The organism is Geodermatophilus sp. SYSU D00815 (assembly GCF_054050035.1).
Genome location: NZ_JBJGYO010000007.1, coordinates 24,735 through 40,733, shown reverse-complemented (window position 1 = coordinate 40,733; position 15,999 = coordinate 24,735). Strand labels below are relative to the sequence as shown.

Here is a 15,999-nt window from a genome sequence, read left to right as displayed (position 1 = left end):
GGCGTCGTCCCGTGGGACCACAATGTCGTGGTGCCCTCCCCGCTGAACGCCGACTCGCTGCGCCGCGCCCCGAAGGTCCTGCTCCACGACCACCTCGACGGCGGGCTCCGGCCGCAGACGGTGCTCGAGCTCGCCGACGAGCTCGGCTACCGCGACCTGCCGGCGGACGACGCCGACGCCCTGGGGCGGTGGTTCCGGGAGGCGGCCGACTCCGGCTCGCTGGTGCGCTACCTGGAGACGTTCGCGCACACCGTCGGGGTGATGCAGCGGCCGGACGCGGTGCACCGGGTCGCCCGCGAGTGCGCCCTCGACCTCGCCGCGGACGGCGTCGTGTACGCCGAGGTGCGCATGGCGCCCGAGCTGCTGACGCCGGCCATGCCGATCGAGGAGGCGGTCGAGGCGATGCTCGACGGTTACGCGGTCGGCATGAAGGAGGCCGCCGCGGCCGGCACCCCGATCACCGTGGGCACGCTGCTGTGCGCCATGCGGCAGGAGGACCGCTGGGCGGAGGTGGCCGGCCTCGTCGTCCGCTACCGCGACGCCGGCGTCGTGGGCTTCGACCTGGCCGGCCCCGAGGACGGCTTCCCGCCCGACCGCCTCCCGGCGGCGATCGCGCTGCTCGACCGCGAGGGCGCGCACCGCACCGTGCACGCCGGCGAGGCCGCCGGGATCGACTCCATCCGGGCCGCGCTCGACGGCGCCCGCGCCGAGCGGCTGGGCCACGGCGTCCGCGTCGCCGACGAGGTCGCCGCGGACGGCGCGCTGGGGCCGGTGGCGCGGCGCGTGCGCGACCAGCAGGTGCCGCTGGAGGTGGCGCCGACGTCGAACGTGCAGACCGGCGCCTACCCGTCGCTGGCCGAGCACCCGGTGGACCGGCTGCACCGGCTGGGCTTCGCGGTCACCCTCAACACCGACAACCGGCTGATGAGCGGGGTGTCGGTGACCAGCGAGCTCACCGACGTCGCGTCGACGTTCGGCTGGACGTGGGACGACGTGCAGACGGTGACCGAGCGGGCGGTGGCGGCGTCCTTCGCGGCCCCGGCCGAGAAGGCGCAGCTGCTCGACGACCTCGTCCGCCCGGGGTACGCCGCGCTGCGAGCCTGATCACGCCGGGAATGGCGGCCCCACCTGCGCTGCTACGGTAGGTGCACCGGCACTCGCCGGTCATCCTCCGGACGGTCCGTCCGGCATGAGCGCATCCGTGCAGATCCGGCGTCACCGACGACGCCCGCGATCGCCAGTGAGGACGCCGGAACCGGCGGCCGCCTATCGCCACGGGACGCGCCCGAGAACATCGGAGTCCCACCCGCATGACCTCGTTCGACACTGTCGACGCCCCCATCGAGAGCACCACCCCCACCTTCGCCGAGCTCGGCCTGCCCGCGCAGCTGGTCGCCGCGCTGGAGCAGCGGGGGATCACCACACCGTTCGCCATCCAGGCCTCCGCGCTGCCGGACGCCCTCGCCGGCCGCGACGTGCTGGGCAAGGCGGCCACCGGCTCGGGCAAGACGCTCGCCTTCGGCCTGCCGCTGCTGACCCGCCTCGGCGCCGACGTGCGCCGCGGCCCCCGCCGCCCGCGCGGTCTGGTCCTCGTGCCCACCCGCGAGCTCGCGCAGCAGGTCAACGACAACCTGATGCCGCTCGGCCGCGCGCTGGGCGTCTACGTCACCACCGTCTACGGCGGCGCTCCGATGCACCGCCAGATCCAGCAGCTGCGCCGCGGTGTCGACGTCCTCATCGCGACCCCGGGCCGGCTGCTCGACCTGATGCGCCAGGGCGAGGCCGACCTCTCCGAGATCTCGGTGACCGTCCTCGACGAGGCCGACTTCATGGCCGACCTCGGCTTCCTGCCCGACGTGACCGAGCTGCTCGACGCCACCGACCCCGGCGCCCAGCGGCTGCTCTTCTCGGCCACCCTCGACGGCGAGGTCGACACCCTCGTCCGCCGGTACCTCAAGGACCCGGCGCGGCACGAGGTCGTCCGCCCCGGCGACGCCGCGCCGCCGGCCGAGCACCTCGCCTACAGCCTGGCCTTCCGCGACAAGCTCGCGGTGGCCCAGGAGCTGGCCCAGCGGCCGGGCCGGACGATCGTCTTCGTCCGCACCCAGCTCGGCGCCGACCGGCTGGCCGAGAACCTGCAGGCCGTCGGCATCGGCGCGCAGGCCATCCACGGCGGCCTGCCGCAGGGTGCCCGCCGCCGCGCGCTCGAGGCGTTCACCGACGCCCGGTCGCCGGTGCTCGTCGCCACTGACGTCGCCGCCCGCGGCATCCACGTCGACGACGTCTCGCTGGTGCTGCACTACGACCCGCCGGCCGACACCAAGACCTACCTGCACCGCTCGGGCCGCACCGCCCGCGCCGGCGCCGGCGGCGTCGTCGTGTCGCTGCTGCTCCCCGACCAGGTGGGCCAGGCCAAGCGCCGCTTCCGCCAGGCCAAGGTCGACCCGCAGGTCAGCCGCATCCGCCCGGGGGACCAGGCGATCGGCGAGCTCGTCGCCTCGGGTGTCCCCGTGGAGCCGGTCGAGCGACCGGTCCGCGAGCACCGGCCGCGCACGGGCGGCGGCCCGCGCCGTCCGCGCCGCGAGGGCGACCGGCCGCGTCGTCCCTACGGCGACCGCGGCGAGCGCGGCGCCCGGGACGGCGACCGCGGTCCCAGCCGCTACCGCGGCCAGGGCCGCCGCCCGAACGACCGCCCCGCCCGTAGCTACTGACCCGGCCCGTAGCTGCTGAGTAGTCACTGAGGGCCCCCCTGCCCCCGCCGCGAGTGGCGGGGGGCAGGGGGGCCCTTCCTCAGTCGCGCCAGACGAGGACGGCGGTCACCGCGCCCACGACCTCGTCCCAGTCGCGCTTGATGGCGGCGGCGTCGGCGGCCGGCAGGGTGGCGCCGGGGTCCCGCTCGCCGCGGGCCACGGCCCGGCCCAGCGCCGCCGACGGCGCCAGCAGCTCGTCGACGCGCCGCAGCCCGGCGTACTCGGCGATGTCCCGCACGCCCTCGACCGGCTGGGCGAACGCCCGGTGGTCGACCAGCCCGGCCGCGCCCCCGGCGACCTCGCCGAGCACCTCCGTGAGCTCGGTGAGGTCGTAGCGGTCCTGCTCGGCGGGCAGCGGCAGGGTGTCGGTGTCGGCCACCTCCGGCCAGGAGGCGATCTCGGTGAGGTCGTGCTCCTCGGTGCTGGTGGAGAGGAACTTCGCCAGGTCGGTCGGGGTGTCGAACACCCAGATCTCGCGGTCGCGGCCGAGGAAGCGGGCGACGTCCTCGACGTAGCAGCGCAGCGTGACGCCGGCCGCGCCGGGCACGACCACCTCGACCGGCAGGATGCCGACGGCCTCCCAGAACTCCTGGGCCGCGGCGACGGCGGCGGGGGAGGCGGTGATCCGGCTGCCCCCGCGGATGGTGCTCACGCCGGCGGCCGGGGCGGCCTCGGCCGCCGGCTCCTCGTCGGCCCGCTCCGCGGCCTCCTCGGGCTCGACGTCGGCGTCCTCCTCGGCCTCCGAGGCGGCCGGGTAGTCGTCGAGCGACACGGTGCCGCCGCCGGTCCAGTCCAGGTGCTCGGAGAGCTCCTCGACGACGTCCTCCCACAGCTCGTCGAGCGCGCTGCCGACGCCGACCCAGGCGTCCTCGCCCGAGCGCCCGACGAAGGCCTCGACGCCCAGCCCCAGGGAGCCGATCTCCGGCCGGCCGACCAGCTCGGCGACCGCCTCGAACTGGCCCTCGTCCTCCTCGTCGGCGTCCTCGTCCTCGTCGCCGGTGTCGAGGCACTCGGCCAGCCGGCCGACGATGTCGATCGTCGCCGCCAGCTCCTCCACCGCCCAGCGGTCGGGGTTCTCCGCGGCGATGTCGTAGACGCCGTCGAGGTCGTAGCGGTGGTCGTCGTCGGGGGTCAGGTCGGCCGCGCCGAGCCCCACGACGACGGGCCAGACCGGGTGGTCGGCCAGGTCGTGGTCGGTGCGGCTGCGGCAGAACGCGGCGAGCGCCTGCGGCGTGGGGAAGAGGTGGACCTTGGCCGTGGCGCCCTCGGTGGTGCCGAGGAAGGCCTGCCACTCCTCGCCGTCCTCCTCCCAGGGCGGCGCCCACAGCGTGTAGCCGGTGCGGTCGTCGAGGGTGAGGGCGATCGGGACGATGCTGGGCCTGGCCACCCGCCCATCCTGCCGAACGACCCCCGGTGCGCGCGCCCCGGTTCCCCGGCGGCCGGCCGCGGGCGGTGCCGCCACGAGCCGGCCGGGCCCGGCCTCGGTGCCGTCGGGGCGCACCGAGGCCGGGCCGGACCGCTCCGGGTGGGCCCCTCAGACACCCATCGGGTGCCAGACGGTCTTCGTCTCCAGGAAGGTGCGCATGCGGGTCAGCCCGGGATCGGCGGTCCAGTCCGGCTCGGTGGCCGGCGGCCGCAGCACCCGCTTGATCGTGCCGGCGGCCAGCCGCTCGAGCTCCATCGCCCGGTCGGCGGGGGCGCCGGTCAGGTCGACGGCGTCGACGTCGGCGTGCTCGGCGAGCCAGGGGCCGATCTCGGCGGCGTCCCCGGTGAGGAGGTTGACCACGCCGGCCGGGACGTCGCTGGTGGCCAGCACCTCGCCGAGGGTGACCGCCGGGAGCGGCCGCTCCTTGGACGTGACGACGACGGCGGTGTTGCCGCCGGCCAGCACCGGCGCCAGCACGCTCACCAGGCCCAGCAGCGACGACTGCTGCGGGGCGAGGACGGCGACGACGCCGGTGGGCTCGGGCAGGCTGAAGTCGAAGTACGGCCCGGCGACGGGGTTGGCCCCGCCGAGCACCGACGCCAGCTTGTCGGTCCAGCCGGCGTACCAGACCCAGCGGTCGATCGCCGCGTCGACGGCGGCCCGCGCCTTGGACGCCGACAGGCCCTCGCCGGCCGCGACCTCCTCGCAGAACTGGACGTGCCGGCCCTCCATCACCTCGGCCACGCGGTAGAGCACCTGGCCGCGGTTGTAGGCCGTCGCGCCGGACCACTTGGCGAAGGCGGCGCGGGCGGCCACGACGGCGTCCCGCGCGTCCTTGCGGCTGGCCCAGGAGGCGTTGGCGAGGAAGTGCCCCTTGGCGTCGGTCACCTCGTAGCTGCGGCCCGACTCCGAGCGCGGGAAGGCCCCGTTGACGTAGAGCTTGTAGGTCTTGCGGACGGCGAGGCGCTCGCTGCCGATCACAGGTCGCCCTCCTTGCCCGCGGGGCGCTTCCGCGCCCGCTCCGCTGCTCGCTCGCCGGCGCTCGCTGCGCTGCTCACTCGCTGTCAGCTCCCTTCAGGTACGCGGCGAGACCGTGCCGGCCGCCCTCGCGGCCGTAGCCGGACTGCTTGTAGCCGCCGAAGGGCGACGTCGGGTCGAACTTGTTGAACGTGTTGGCCCACACCACGCCGGCGCGGAGCTGGTCGGCGATCTTGAGGATCCGCGAGCCCTTCTCGGTCCAGATGCCGGCCGAGAGGCCGTAGGTGGAGTTGTTCGCCTTCGCCACCGCCTCGTCGGGCGTGCGGAAGGTGAGCACGGAGAGCACCGGGCCGAAGATCTCGTCCCGGGCGATCCGGTGGGCGGGGGAGACGTCGGTGAAGACGGTCGGCGGGAACCAGTAGCCGCGCGCCGGCAGCTCGCAGGCGGGCTGCCAGCGGTTGGCGCCCTCGGCCTCGCCGACCTCGGACAGCTCGCGGATGCGCGCGAGCTGCTCGGCGGAGTTGATCGCGCCGATGTCGGTGTTCTTGTCCAGCGGGTCGCCGACGCGCAGCGTGCCGATCCGCCGCTGCAGGCTGGCGATGACCTCGTCGTGGATCGACTCCTGCACCAGCAGCCGGGAGCCCGCGCAGCAGACGTGGCCCTGGTTGAAGAAGATCCCCTGGACGATGCCCTCGACCGCCTGGTCGATCGGGGCGTCGTCGAAGACGATGTTCGCCGCCTTGCCGCCGAGCTCCAGCGTCAGCTTCTTGCGGGTGCCGGCGACCGCGCGGGCGATCGAGCGGCCCACCTCCGTCGAGCCGGTGAACGCGACCTTGTCGACGTCCTCGTGCTCGACCACGGCCCGGCCGGTGTCGCCGGCGCCGGTGACGATGTTGACCACGCCGGGCGGGAGGTCGGCCTGCCGGCAGACCTCGGCGAACAGCAGCGCGGAGAGCGGGGTGGTCTCGGCCGGCTTGAGGACGACGGTGTTGCCGGTGGCCAGCGCCGGCGCCACCTTCCACGCCAGCATGAGCAGCGGGAAGTTCCACGGGATGACCTGACCGGCCACGCCGAGCGGCCGCGGCGCCGGCCCGAGGCCCGCGTGCTCGAGCTTGTCGGCCCAGCCGGCGTGGTAGAAGAAGTGCGCCGCGGCCAGGGGGACGTCGACGTCGCGGGACTCCCGGATCGGCTTGCCGTTGTCCAGCGACTCCAGGACGGCGAACTCGCGGGCGCGCTCCTGCAGCAACCGGGCGATGCGGAACAGGTACTTGCCCCGGTCGGCCGGGCGCATCGGGCCCCAGGTCTTGGTGAACGCGCGGCGGGCGGCCTTCACCGCGCGGTCGACGTCGGCCTCGGTGCCGCTGGCGACCTCGGAGAGGACCTCCTCGGTGGCCGGGTTGACGGTCTTGAACGCCTCGCCGCTGCCGTCGACGAACTCGCCGTCGATGAACAGGCCGTAGGACGGCGCGACGTCGACGATCGACCGCGACTCGGGGGCGGGGGCGTACTCGAAGACGGTGCTCATCAATCCACGCTGACGTAGTCGGGGCCGGAGTAGTGGCCGGTGCGGAGCTTCTGCCGCTGCAGGAGCAGGTCGTTGAGGAGGCTGGAGGCGCCGAAGCGGAACCAGTCGGGGGTCAGCCAGTCGGCGCCGGCCGTCTCGTTCACCAGGACGAGGTGCTTGACCGCGTCCTTCGTCGTCCGGATGCCGCCGGCGGGCTTGACGCCGATCTGCCGGCCGGTGGCGGCGCGGAAGTCGCGCACCGCCTCGAGCATCACGAGGGTCACCGGCAGGGTGGCGGCGGGGGAGACCTTGCCGGTCGAGGTCTTGATGAAGTCGCCGCCGGCCAGCATGGCCAGCCAGCTCGCCCGCCGGACGTTGTCGAGGGTGACCAGCTCACCGGTCTCGAGGATGACCTTCAGGTGCGCGTCGCCGCAGGCCTCCTTCACCGCGACGATCTCCTCGTAGACGTCGAGGTAGCGGCCGGCGAGGAAGGCGCCGCGGTCGATGACCATGTCGATCTCGTCGGCGCCGTTGGAGACCGCGTCCTGCACGTCGGCCAGCTTGACGGCGCGGCTGGCCCGGCCGCTGGGGAAGGCGGTGGCGACGGAGGCGACGTGGATGCCGGTGCCCGCGACCGCCTCCTTCGCGACGCCGGCGAGGTCGCCGTACACGCAGACGGCGGCCACCTGCGGCGCGGTGAGATCGGTCGGGTCGGGACGGCGGGCCTTGGCCGCCAGGCTGCGCACCTTGCCCGGGGTGTCGGCGCCCTCGAGCGTGGTCAGGTCGACCATCGAGATGGCCGTGTCGATGGCCCACGCCTTGGCGGTGGTCTTGATCGAGCGGGTGCCGAGCTGGGCGGCGCGGGCCTCGGCGCCGACCTGGTCGACGCCGGGCAGCCCGTGCAGGAAGGCGCGGAACGCCGAATCGGACCGGGTGACGTCGTCGTACGGCGGCAGCGGCCCGGCGATGGGCCGTGCGTGCGCCGACAGCGCGTCGGGCTCGAGCACGTGGGTCATGCCGATCATTGTCCCCTGCCCGGTCCTGCCGCCTCGATACCCGTCACTCCCTGGTGTCCAGACCCGTCCGCGATCTGTGGACAGGCCACTGAACTGGGGATCCGGGTCGCCGTTCTACCCTGGCGGCGGTAGACTTCGAACACATGTACGACTCGGGGTCGGGAGGTGCTCGTGGAGCAGCTGGCCGCAGTGCTCGACGCGCTCGCCGGCGCCGACCTGCACGCGCGCACCGGCCCGCAGCTGCTCGAGGACACCGTCGATCTCGTCGAGGCCCGCAACCGCATCGACGCCGAGCTGGCCCGCAGGGTCCGCGCCGCCGACAGCAAACGGGCGTTCGCCGGGGACGGGCAGAGGACGGCGCAGTCGTGGCTGCGCGGGCACGGCCGGCTCTCGCCCTCGGCGGCGTCCCATCTGGTGCGGGTCGGGCGGGCACTGGAGCAGCTGCCCGCCCTCGCCGCCGCGCACGCGGCCGGGGCGATCACCGCCGACCAGGCCGACCTGATCGGCAAGATCACCGCACCCCGGCCGGCCGCGCTCGCCGCCGCCCAGGGGGTGGACCTGCCCGCCGGGGCCGCGGTGCGGGCCGGCTTCGCCGCGGCGCACGAGCACACCGACACCGCCCGGCTGGTGCACACCTACCTGGCCCGGCTCGACGCCGACGGCCCGGAACCGGACCCCACCGAGCAACGGTTCCTGTCGATCGCCCGGCACGCCGACGGGTCGGCCACCGGCCGGTTCCACCTCGACCCGCTCGGCGCGGAGAAGGTCACCGCGGCGCTGGAGTCGCTCCGACAGGCCGACCGCCCCGCCGGCGACACCCGCACCCGCGCCCAGCAGTCGGCCGACGCTCTGGTGCAGCTGGCCGACATCCACCTCGGCTGCGGCACCCCGCCGCTGCTGCGCGGGGTGAAGCCGCACGCCGTGGTCACGGTCGACGCCGCCGACCTGGTCGACCCGGCCACCGGCCCGGCCTCGGCGCAGCTCGGCTGCGGCGGCGTGCTCTCCGCCGCCCGCGCCCGCTGGGCCGCCTGCGACGCCGACCTCACCCGCATCGTCCTCGGCCCCGACGGCGAACCCCTCGACCTCGGCCGCGGCCCCGCTGCAGGGGCCCGCGCCGAGCGGGCGAGGCGTGGGGGGCAGCGGGGTCCTTCCATTCGCAGGCTACGACGCCCCGCACTGGTGGAGGAGGTGCACCACCTCCTCCACTGGGCGCTCGGCGGGGAGACGTCACTGGCGAACAGCGGGCTGCTCCGCGAGCGGCACCACACCCAGGTCCGCCACGGCTTCCGCGTCGAACGCGACACCGCCGGCCGCTGGCACACCTACCGCCCCGACGGCACCGGGATCCACGTGATCCGACCACCGGCCGACGACCCCGAACTCGCCCGCGCCGGCTGATCCACTAGGCGGGGACCACGGCTGTGCCGGCGTGGGCGCATGGCGACCGCGACCCGGCACCCCCTGCTGACCTGGACCACGGCCGTCCCGGTCCTCGCGCTGGTCGTGCTCGTGGGCACCTGGGGTCGCTCGCTGCCCGTCGTGGTCGAGCTGGTCGTCGCCCTGGTGCTGGTGGGTGCGGTGCTGTCGGCCGTCCACCACGCCGAGGTCATCGCGCGCCGGGTGGGGGAGCCGTTCGGGTTGCTGGTCCTCGCCGTCGCGGCGGAGGAGCACGCCGCACCGCCCACCCCGCGGGCCGCGCTCACCAGCCTGGGTCTGCTGGTCGCGGTGGTGGGCCTGGCCAAGGTGGAGTCGCCGGCCATCGAGGAGGCCGTCGCCGCGGTCGGCTACCCCCAGTCGGTCGTCGGCGTGGTGATCGCCCTGCTGGTGCTGCTGCCCGAGACCCTCGCCGCGGCCCGCGCCGCCCGCCGCGACCGCCTGCAGATCAGCCGCAACCTCGCCTTCGGCTCCGCGATGGCGGGCATCGGCCTCACCATCCCGGCGATCGCGGTCGCCTCCATCTGGCTCGACGGACCGCTGCTGCTCGGGCTGGGGCCGACGCAGGTGGTGCTGCTGGCGGTCACCGTCGTGGTCGGGATGCTCACCGTCGTCCCCGGTCGGGCCACGCGCCTGCAGCGCGTCGTCCACCTCGTCCTGCTGGCGGCCTTCGCCTTCCTGGCGGTCAACCCGTGACACCGCAGGCCGCTACGGTGTCGCCCGTGCAGTTGACCGTCGTGGACCACCCGCTCGCCCGTGCCCGGCTCTCCCGCATGCGGGACGAGCGCACCGACAACGCCAACTTCCGGGCGGCGCTGCGCGACCTCACCCAGATGCTGGTCTACGAGGCCACCCGCGACCTCGAGCTGCGCCGGGAGCCGATCACCACCCCGGTCACCGAGACCGTCGGCTACCGGCTGGCCGCGCCGCCGCTGATCGTCCCCGTCCTGCGCGCCGGTCTCGGCATGGCCGACACCGCGCACCGCATGCTGCCCGAGTCGCAGATGGGCTTCGTCGGCCTCGCCCGCAACGAGGTCACCTTCCAGCCCGAGGCCTACATGGCCTCCCTGCCGGAGACCCTCGTCGGCCGGCACGTCTTCGTCCTCGACCCGATGCTGGCCACCGGCGGCTCGCTGGTGCACTGCTGCGGCTTGCTCACCGAGCGCGGCGCCCCGGTCATCACCGTGCTGTGCGCCCTCGCCGCACCGCAGGGGCTGCGCCGGCTGGAGGAGAGCGGGCTGCCGCTGCGGGTCTTCACCGCCAGCGTCGACGAGGGCCTGAACGAGAAGGCGTACATCGTCCCCGGCCTCGGCGACGCCGGCGACCGCCAGTTCGGCGCGGTCTGACATGCGGTTCGGCGTCCTCGGCACCGGCTTCTGGGCCCGGGAGATCCACGCGGCCAGCCTCGCCGAGCACCCCGACGCCGAGCTGGTCGGCGTGTGGGGCCGTGACCTGGCCAAGGCGAAGGCGGTCGGCGCGCAGTTCGAGGTGCCCGGCTACGGCGACCTCGACGCCCTGCTGGCCGACGTCGACGCCGTCACCTTCTCCCTGCCCCCCGAGGTGCAGGTGCCGCTCGCGGTCCGCGCCGCCGAGGCCGGCAAGCACCTGCTGCTCGAGAAGCCCGTCGCGCTCACCGTCGAGGACGCCGACCGGCTCGTCGCCGCCGTGCGGGCCAACGGGGTGGCCTCGGTCGTCTTCTTCACCTTCCGGTTCCAGCAGGGGACGGCGACCTGGCTCGCCCAGGCCGCTCGGACCAGGCTCATGGGCGGCGCCGGCAGCTGGCTGGGCAACAACTACCAGCCGGACAGCCCCTTCAAGGACTCGGCCTGGCGCAAGGAGAAGGGCGCGCTGTGGGACATCGGCCCGCACGCGCTGTCGCTGTTCCTGCCCGCGCTCGGGCCGGTGACCGCGGTGCAGGCCGGCGCCGGGCTGGGGGACACCGTCCACCTGGTGCTGCACCACGCGTCCGGGGCCGCCAGCACCGTCACGCTCTCGCACACCGTCGCGCCCATGTCCAGCGGCATCGAGTTCTTCGTGCACGGCGACGCCGGCCGGATCACGCTGCTGCCCGAGGAGCGCGCCGCCCGCGCCGCGCACTCGGTCGCCGTCGAGGAGCTCACCCAGGCCGCGGTCACCGGCGGGGCGCACCCGTGCGACGTCGCCTTCGGCCGCGAGGTCGTCGTCGTCCTCGCCGCCGCCCAGCGGGCGCTGGAGTCGGGCTGCCGCGAGCCCGTCACCAGCTGAGCCACCACTCGGCTCCAAGCGCGGCACAAGCAGCCGCGGCGAACCTCTCTCCCGACGCGAACGAGCCCCGGCAGGGGCGGACACGGGAGAAGCACATGAACGGCACCTGGTACGTGCGGCGCGGGCGGATCGGCCGCAAGGTCTACTGGCTCCACTACGCGCTGCCGGTCTGGCTCGCCTACGTCGCCGCGGCGTGGGCCGACATCAGCCTCGACCTGGCCTGGTACACGGCCGGCAGCTACAGCACCTACGACCCCTACTACGGCTACTCGGCCGGCGTCGAGGCCACCTTCTACGGCGGCCCCCTCACGCTCATCACGTCGCTGGTGCTGCTCGTGCCGTCGATCAGCGCCGCCGTGGCCCGCTGCCACGACAGGGGGAAGTCCGGCTGGTTCCTGCTGTGGGGCCTGGTGCCGCTCGTCGGGGCGGTCGTGCTGCTGGTGCAGCTCGGCTTCCTGCGCGGGGACTCGGGCCCGAACCGGTACGGCCCGCCGGCGGTCTCCGGGTTCAGCGCGGCGCCGCGGCCGGCGCAGCAGCCGACCCTGCGCTGACCAGCGCCGCGAGCAGGTCCGCGGCGCGGGCGCGCACTCCCGCGAGCGCCGCGACGTCGGCCGGCGGCGGGACCACGACCTCCTCGGTCCCGGGCGGTCCGGCGAGGGTCTCGACCGCCTCCTCCGGCGTCGCGGCGCCGCCGAGGGCGTGCAGCCCCAGCGCCGCGGCGCCGAGGGCGCACCCGTCGGCGTCGGCGCCGACCCGCAGCGGGCGGGCCAGCGCGGCGGCCAGCGAGCCGCGCCAGAGCGGCGCCCGCAGGGCCCCGCCCGTCGCGCGCACGTCGGTCACGGGGGAGAGCGCCGCCAGCCGGCCGACCACCCGGGCCAGCTCGAGGCAGACGCCCTCGACGGCGGCCCGCAGCAGGTGGCCCCGGGTGTGCTCCCGCCGCAGCCCGAGGTAGGCCCCGGCCGCGCCGGCGCTCCACAGCGGCGCGCGTTCGGGCAGCAGGTACGGCAGCAGGACCACCCCGCCGCTGCCGGCGGGCACCCGGGCGGCCCGGGCGAGCAGCGCCTGGTCCGACGCCCCGGCGTCGAGGGCGGCACCCGCCCAGCGCAGCACGTCGGCGCCGTTGCTGACCGCGCCGCCGACGACCCACCGGTCCTCGGTCAGCGCGTAGCTGAACAACCCGCCCGCCGGATCGGGCGCCGGCCGGGGGAGCACCACCCGGGCCGCGGCGCTCGTCCCGATCGACAGGCTCACCACGCCCGGCGCGGTCGCCCGCGTGCCCAGGTTGCCGAGCGGCCCGTCGGCGGCGCCGGTGACCACCGGGGTGCCCCGGGCGAGCCCCACCCGGCCGGCTACCCGCCGGTGGCCAGGTCGAGCAGCCCGGTGGCGGAGGCGGAGGAGAGCTCGGTGGCCAGGCTCCCGGTCAGCCGCAGCAGCAGGTGGTCCTTGAGGCCGATCCACCACCGCGCCCGGGACCACGTCCCCGGCTCGTGCCGGCGGAACCACAGCAGCTTCACCAGCGGCGACATCGGGTGCACCGGGGTGCCGCTGACCCGGTGCAGCTCCGCCGCCTCGCCGGTGGCGTGCAGCTCCCGCGCCTCCTCCTCGGCCCGGGCGTCGGCCCAGGTGAGCAGGGGGGTGATAGGGCGCCGCTCCGCGTCGAGCGCGAGCAGGCCGTGCATCGCGGTGCCCAGCGCGATCCCCGGCACCGGCCGTCCGGCCGCGGCGACGCACTCGGCCAGCGCGGACACCGCCGCGGTCACCACCGCGTCGGGATCCTGGACGGCGTGGCCCGGGGCAGGCCGCAGCAGCGGGTGCTCGCGGACGACGAGGGCCCGCCGGCCGCCGTCCACCCCGAAGGCGACCGCCTTGACGCCGGTGGTGCCGACGTCGAGGCCGATGACGACCGCGGTCACCGGGGGCGGAGCTCGGCGGCGTGCTCGACCACGGCGGCGACCAGGTCGCGGTCCTCGCCGAGCTCCGGGTCCAGCGCCGCCAGCACCCGCGGGACCGACCCGGCGAGCGGCCGCAGCTCGTCGGCCCGCACGTCGCGCACCGGGGTGCCCGCCCCCGACAGGTGCACCAGCCAGGCGGCCAGCAGCCGGACGGCGGGGAGCGGCAGCCGGCCCGCCGCCCGCTCCCGGCGCAGCACCGGGAACAGCCGCACCGGCAGCTTCTGCGAGCCGTCGGCCGCGATCTGCGCCAGCGCGTGCCGGATGCGGGGGTTGGCGAAGCGGTCGAGCAGCGCGGCGCGGTAGCGGGCGACGTCGTGCGCGGGCAGCTGGAGGTGCGGCGCGCAGGTGTCCCACCACGCCTCCACCCAGCCGCGGCAGGCCGGGTCGGCGATCGCCTCGGCGACCGTGGCCCGCCCGCGCAGCGGCCCGGCGTAGGCCAGCAGCGAGTGCGCGCCGTTGAGCAGCCAGAGCTTGCGGTCCTCGAACGGAGTGACGTCCGTGGTGAGGACGGCGCCGGCCGTCTCCCAGGCCGGCCGGCCGCCGGGGAACGCGCCGGCGACGACCCACTCGCTGAACGGCTCGGTGGCCACCGGGCAGCGGTCGTCGACGCCCGTGCCGGCGCGGACCGCCCGCCGGTCGGCGTCGGTCGGCTCGGGGGTGATCCGGTCGACCATCGTCGTCGCGACCGACACCTGCTCGTCCAGCCAGGACCTCGTCGCCGGGTCGGCCAGGTCGTGCAGCGCGGTGCGCAGGACCGCGCCGTTGCCCGGCAGGTTGTCGCAGGGCACCAGGGTGATCGGCCCGGCGTCGGCCGCGCGGCGGGCCTGCAGTCCCGCCAGCAGCCGGGCCGGAGCGGCATCGCGGCGGTACCCCGCCTCGGTGACCGTCAGGGTGACGACCCGGACGTCCGGGCTGGCGAGGTGGGCGAGCCACGCGTCGTGCTCGTCCGCCGCGTGCGCCCGCGCCACCGACCGGACGACGTCGAACGCATCACCGCCGGCGCCGCGGGTGACCAGCGTGTACAGCCCGTCCTGGGCGGCGAGGGCCCGGGCGAGGTCGGGCCGGCGGCCGGTGAACGCCGCGATGCCCCAGCCGTCGCCGGCGCGGTCGGTGTACCAGGCCTGGTGCGCCCTGAAGAAGCTGCCCAGCCCGAGGTGGACGGCCCGCACCGGCGGGGCGGCCGACGTGCGCCTCACAGCTTGAAGACCTCCCGCGGCCGGGTGGCCACCAGGTCGACCGCCGTCTCCAGCGCCTCGTCGTCGTCGAGCAGGTGCTCGGCGACCAGGCGCGCCAGGTATCCGGCGTCCAGGCGCCGAGCCATGTCGTGCCGCGCGGGGATGGAGCAGAAGGCCCGCGTGTCGTCGATGAAGCCCGACGTGCGGGAGAAGCCGGCGGTCTCGGTCACCGCGGCACGGAACCGGCGGACGGCGTCGGGGGCGTCGAGGAACCACCACGGCGCGCCCACGTAGACGGCCGGGTAGAAGCCGGCCAGCGGGGCGAGCTCGCGGGAGAAGGCGGTCTCGTCGAGCGTGAACAGCACCAGGTGCAGGTTCGGGTGGGTGCCGAAGCGCTCCAGCAGGGGCCGCAGCGGGTCGGTGAAGTCGCCGCGCAGCGGGATGTCGTGGCCGGTGTCGGGGCCGTGCGCGGCCAGCGTCGGCCCGTGGTGGTTGCGCCGCACGCCCGGGTGCAGCGTCATCACCAGCCCGTCGTCGCACGACATGCGGGCCATCTCCAGCAGCATGTGCCGGCGCAGCGCCACCGCCTCGGCGCGGGTCGCCGTCCCGGCCAGGGCCGCCCGGTAGACCCGGTCCGGGTCGTCCAGCGGCTCGGTGCCGACGTCCTCGTGGCTGTGGTCGGCCGAGACCGCGCCGTGCGCGCGGAAGCAGGCGCGGCGCTCCTGCATCGCGACCACCCAGCCGGCCCAGCTGCCGGTGTCGGCGCCGCTGACCTCGCCCAGCCGGCGCACCGCCCCGGCCCAGCCGGGTGCCGCCACCTCGAGGTAGCGGTCGGGCCGGAAGGTCGGCACCACCCGGCCGGAGAAGGTGGCGTCGGCGGCCAGCGCGGCGTGCGCGGCGAGGTCGTCGCACGGGTCGTCGGTGGTGGCGAGCACCTCGATGCCGAACCGCTCGAACAGCGCGCGCGGGCGGTAGGCGTCCTTGGTCAGCCGCTCGGCCACCTGGTCGTAGATCGCGTCGGCGGTGGCGGCCGAGGGGGCGACGGTCACGTCGAAGATCTCGCCCAGCTCCGACTCCAGCCAGTACCGCGACGGCGTCCCGCGGAACAGGTGCCAGTTGGCGCACAGCAGCCGCCAGATGCGGCGGGACTCGGCCTCGGCGAGCTCGGTGCGGCCCACGCCCAGGTCGTCCAGCGCGATGCCGCCGGCGTGCAGCAGCCGGGTCAGGTAGTGGTCCGGGGTCACGAACAGCGTCGCCGGGTCGGCGAAGGGGACGTCGTCGGCGAGGACCCGCGCGTCGACGTGACCGTGCGGCGACAGGATCGGCAGCTCCCGCACGGCCTCGTAGATGAGGCGGGCGGTCGCGCGGACGCCGGGCTCGGCGGGGAGCAACCGGTCGGGGTGCCGGTGCAGCGGAACAGGGGCGTCCATGGGCGGGATCGTGACGGCGCGCACGCCGTTGCGGCAATCGGTTGCCAGCTGTTGCCTGCGGCACTTGCCCGGCACGCCGGCCACCCCGGA

The 15,999-nt window shown here is 75.7% G+C and carries 15 protein-coding genes; 7 read left to right on the top strand and 8 right to left on the bottom strand.

What is annotated here, in order from left to right:
* The first annotated feature begins 30 nt into the window (after positions 1-30).
* Positions 31-1,104, top strand: a complete 1,074-nt coding sequence (locus tag ACI78S_RS10260) for an adenosine deaminase (RefSeq protein WP_456972834.1) — start codon at positions 31-33, stop codon at positions 1,102-1,104.
* 206 nt (positions 1,105-1,310) lie between these two features.
* Positions 1,311-2,711 (top strand): DEAD/DEAH box helicase, encoded by a 1,401-nt coding sequence (locus ACI78S_RS10255; RefSeq protein WP_456972832.1) that lies wholly within the window; start codon positions 1,311-1,313, stop codon positions 2,709-2,711.
* A 79-nt stretch (positions 2,712-2,790) separates the two neighbouring features.
* On the opposite strand, the gene ACI78S_RS10250 is transcribed toward ACI78S_RS10255, so the two are convergent.
* The 4 genes from ACI78S_RS10250 to deoC all read right to left on the bottom strand — a co-directional run bounded on the left by ACI78S_RS10250 (position 2,791) and on the right by deoC (position 7,674).
* Positions 2,791-4,137: a hypothetical protein gene (locus ACI78S_RS10250; RefSeq protein ID WP_456972830.1), complete on the bottom strand. Its 1,347-nt coding sequence runs from the start codon at positions 4,135-4,137 to the stop codon at positions 2,791-2,793.
* Between the two features lie 147 nt (positions 4,138-4,284).
* Positions 4,285-5,157 (bottom strand): aldehyde dehydrogenase family protein, encoded by an 873-nt coding sequence (locus tag ACI78S_RS10245; protein WP_456972829.1) that lies wholly within the window; start codon positions 5,155-5,157, stop codon positions 4,285-4,287.
* Between the two features lie 73 nt (positions 5,158-5,230).
* Positions 5,231-6,679 carry an aldehyde dehydrogenase family protein gene (locus tag ACI78S_RS10240; protein WP_456972827.1) on the bottom strand — a complete coding sequence of 483 codons (1,449 nt, stop codon included), beginning with the start codon at positions 6,677-6,679 and terminating at the stop codon, positions 5,231-5,233.
* A complete protein-coding gene (deoC, locus tag ACI78S_RS10235; RefSeq protein WP_456972825.1) occupies positions 6,679-7,674 on the bottom strand; it encodes a deoxyribose-phosphate aldolase in 996 nt (331 codons plus the stop codon). The genes ACI78S_RS10240 and deoC overlap by 1 nt, the downstream gene beginning before the upstream one ends.
* 165 nt (positions 7,675-7,839) lie before the next feature.
* Here deoC and ACI78S_RS10230 point away from each other — a divergent pair, with 165 nt between their 5' ends.
* The 5 genes from ACI78S_RS10230 to ACI78S_RS10210 all read left to right on the top strand — a co-directional run bounded on the left by ACI78S_RS10230 (position 7,840) and on the right by ACI78S_RS10210 (position 11,903).
* Positions 7,840-9,072 carry a DUF222 domain-containing protein gene (locus ACI78S_RS10230; RefSeq protein WP_456972823.1) on the top strand — a complete coding sequence of 411 codons (1,233 nt, stop codon included), beginning with the start codon at positions 7,840-7,842 and terminating at the stop codon, positions 9,070-9,072.
* A gap of 39 nt (positions 9,073-9,111) precedes the next feature.
* Positions 9,112-9,804 (top strand): hypothetical protein, encoded by a 693-nt coding sequence (locus ACI78S_RS10225; RefSeq protein ID WP_456972821.1) that lies wholly within the window; start codon positions 9,112-9,114, stop codon positions 9,802-9,804.
* Positions 9,805-9,830: 26 nt separating this feature from the next.
* Entirely contained in the window at positions 9,831-10,454 is a 624-nt protein-coding gene (gene upp, locus ACI78S_RS10220; RefSeq protein ID WP_456972819.1) for a uracil phosphoribosyltransferase, read from the top strand.
* 1 nt (position 10,455) lies between these two features.
* A complete protein-coding gene (locus ACI78S_RS10215) occupies positions 10,456-11,352 on the top strand; it encodes a Gfo/Idh/MocA family protein (RefSeq protein WP_456972817.1) in 897 nt (298 codons plus the stop codon).
* Positions 11,353-11,447: 95 nt separating this feature from the next.
* A complete protein-coding gene (locus ACI78S_RS10210) occupies positions 11,448-11,903 on the top strand; it encodes a DUF805 domain-containing protein (RefSeq protein WP_456972815.1) in 456 nt (151 codons plus the stop codon).
* Here the strand turns inward: ACI78S_RS10210 and ACI78S_RS10205 are convergent.
* From ACI78S_RS10205 to uxaC, 4 genes are read right to left on the bottom strand one after another with little or no spacing between them, the layout of a single operon-like run.
* Positions 11,860-12,693 (bottom strand): FGGY-family carbohydrate kinase, encoded by an 834-nt coding sequence (locus ACI78S_RS10205; RefSeq protein ID WP_456972813.1) that lies wholly within the window; start codon positions 12,691-12,693, stop codon positions 11,860-11,862. The genes ACI78S_RS10210 and ACI78S_RS10205 overlap by 44 nt on opposite strands.
* An 8-nt stretch (positions 12,694-12,701) precedes the next feature.
* Complete coding sequence (locus ACI78S_RS10200) at positions 12,702-13,265, bottom strand: FGGY family carbohydrate kinase (RefSeq protein WP_456972811.1); 564 nt, start codon at positions 13,263-13,265, stop codon at positions 12,702-12,704.
* Positions 13,262-14,500, bottom strand: coding sequence for a mannitol dehydrogenase family protein (locus ACI78S_RS10195; RefSeq protein WP_456972809.1), 1,239 nt, complete (start codon positions 14,498-14,500; stop codon positions 13,262-13,264). Before ACI78S_RS10195 ends, ACI78S_RS10200 begins: the two co-directional genes overlap by 4 nt.
* Positions 14,497-15,909, bottom strand: a complete 1,413-nt coding sequence (gene uxaC, locus ACI78S_RS10190; RefSeq protein WP_456972807.1) for a glucuronate isomerase — start codon at positions 15,907-15,909, stop codon at positions 14,497-14,499. Before uxaC ends, ACI78S_RS10195 begins: the two co-directional genes overlap by 4 nt.
* Positions 15,910-15,999: the final 90 nt, after the last annotated feature.

Bases quoted from the DNA above. Each gene is read 5' to 3' on its own strand.
- ACI78S_RS10255 (WP_456972832.1), top strand. From the start codon at position 1,311: ATGACCTCGTTCGACACTGTCGACGCCCCCATCGAGAGCACCACCCCC.
- ACI78S_RS10240 (WP_456972827.1), bottom strand. From the start codon at position 6,679: ATGAGCACCGTCTTCGAGTACGCCCCCGCCCCCGAGTCGCGGTCGATC.
- deoC (WP_456972825.1), bottom strand. From the start codon at position 7,674: ATGACCCACGTGCTCGAGCCCGACGCGCTGTCGGCGCACGCACGGCCC.
- ACI78S_RS10225 (WP_456972821.1), top strand. From the start codon at position 9,112: ATGGCGACCGCGACCCGGCACCCCCTGCTGACCTGGACCACGGCCGTC.
- ACI78S_RS10215 (WP_456972817.1), top strand. From the start codon at position 10,456: ATGCGGTTCGGCGTCCTCGGCACCGGCTTCTGGGCCCGGGAGATCCAC.
- ACI78S_RS10210 (WP_456972815.1), top strand. From the start codon at position 11,448: ATGAACGGCACCTGGTACGTGCGGCGCGGGCGGATCGGCCGCAAGGTC.
- uxaC (WP_456972807.1), bottom strand. From the start codon at position 15,909: ATGGACGCCCCTGTTCCGCTGCACCGGCACCCCGACCGGTTGCTCCCC.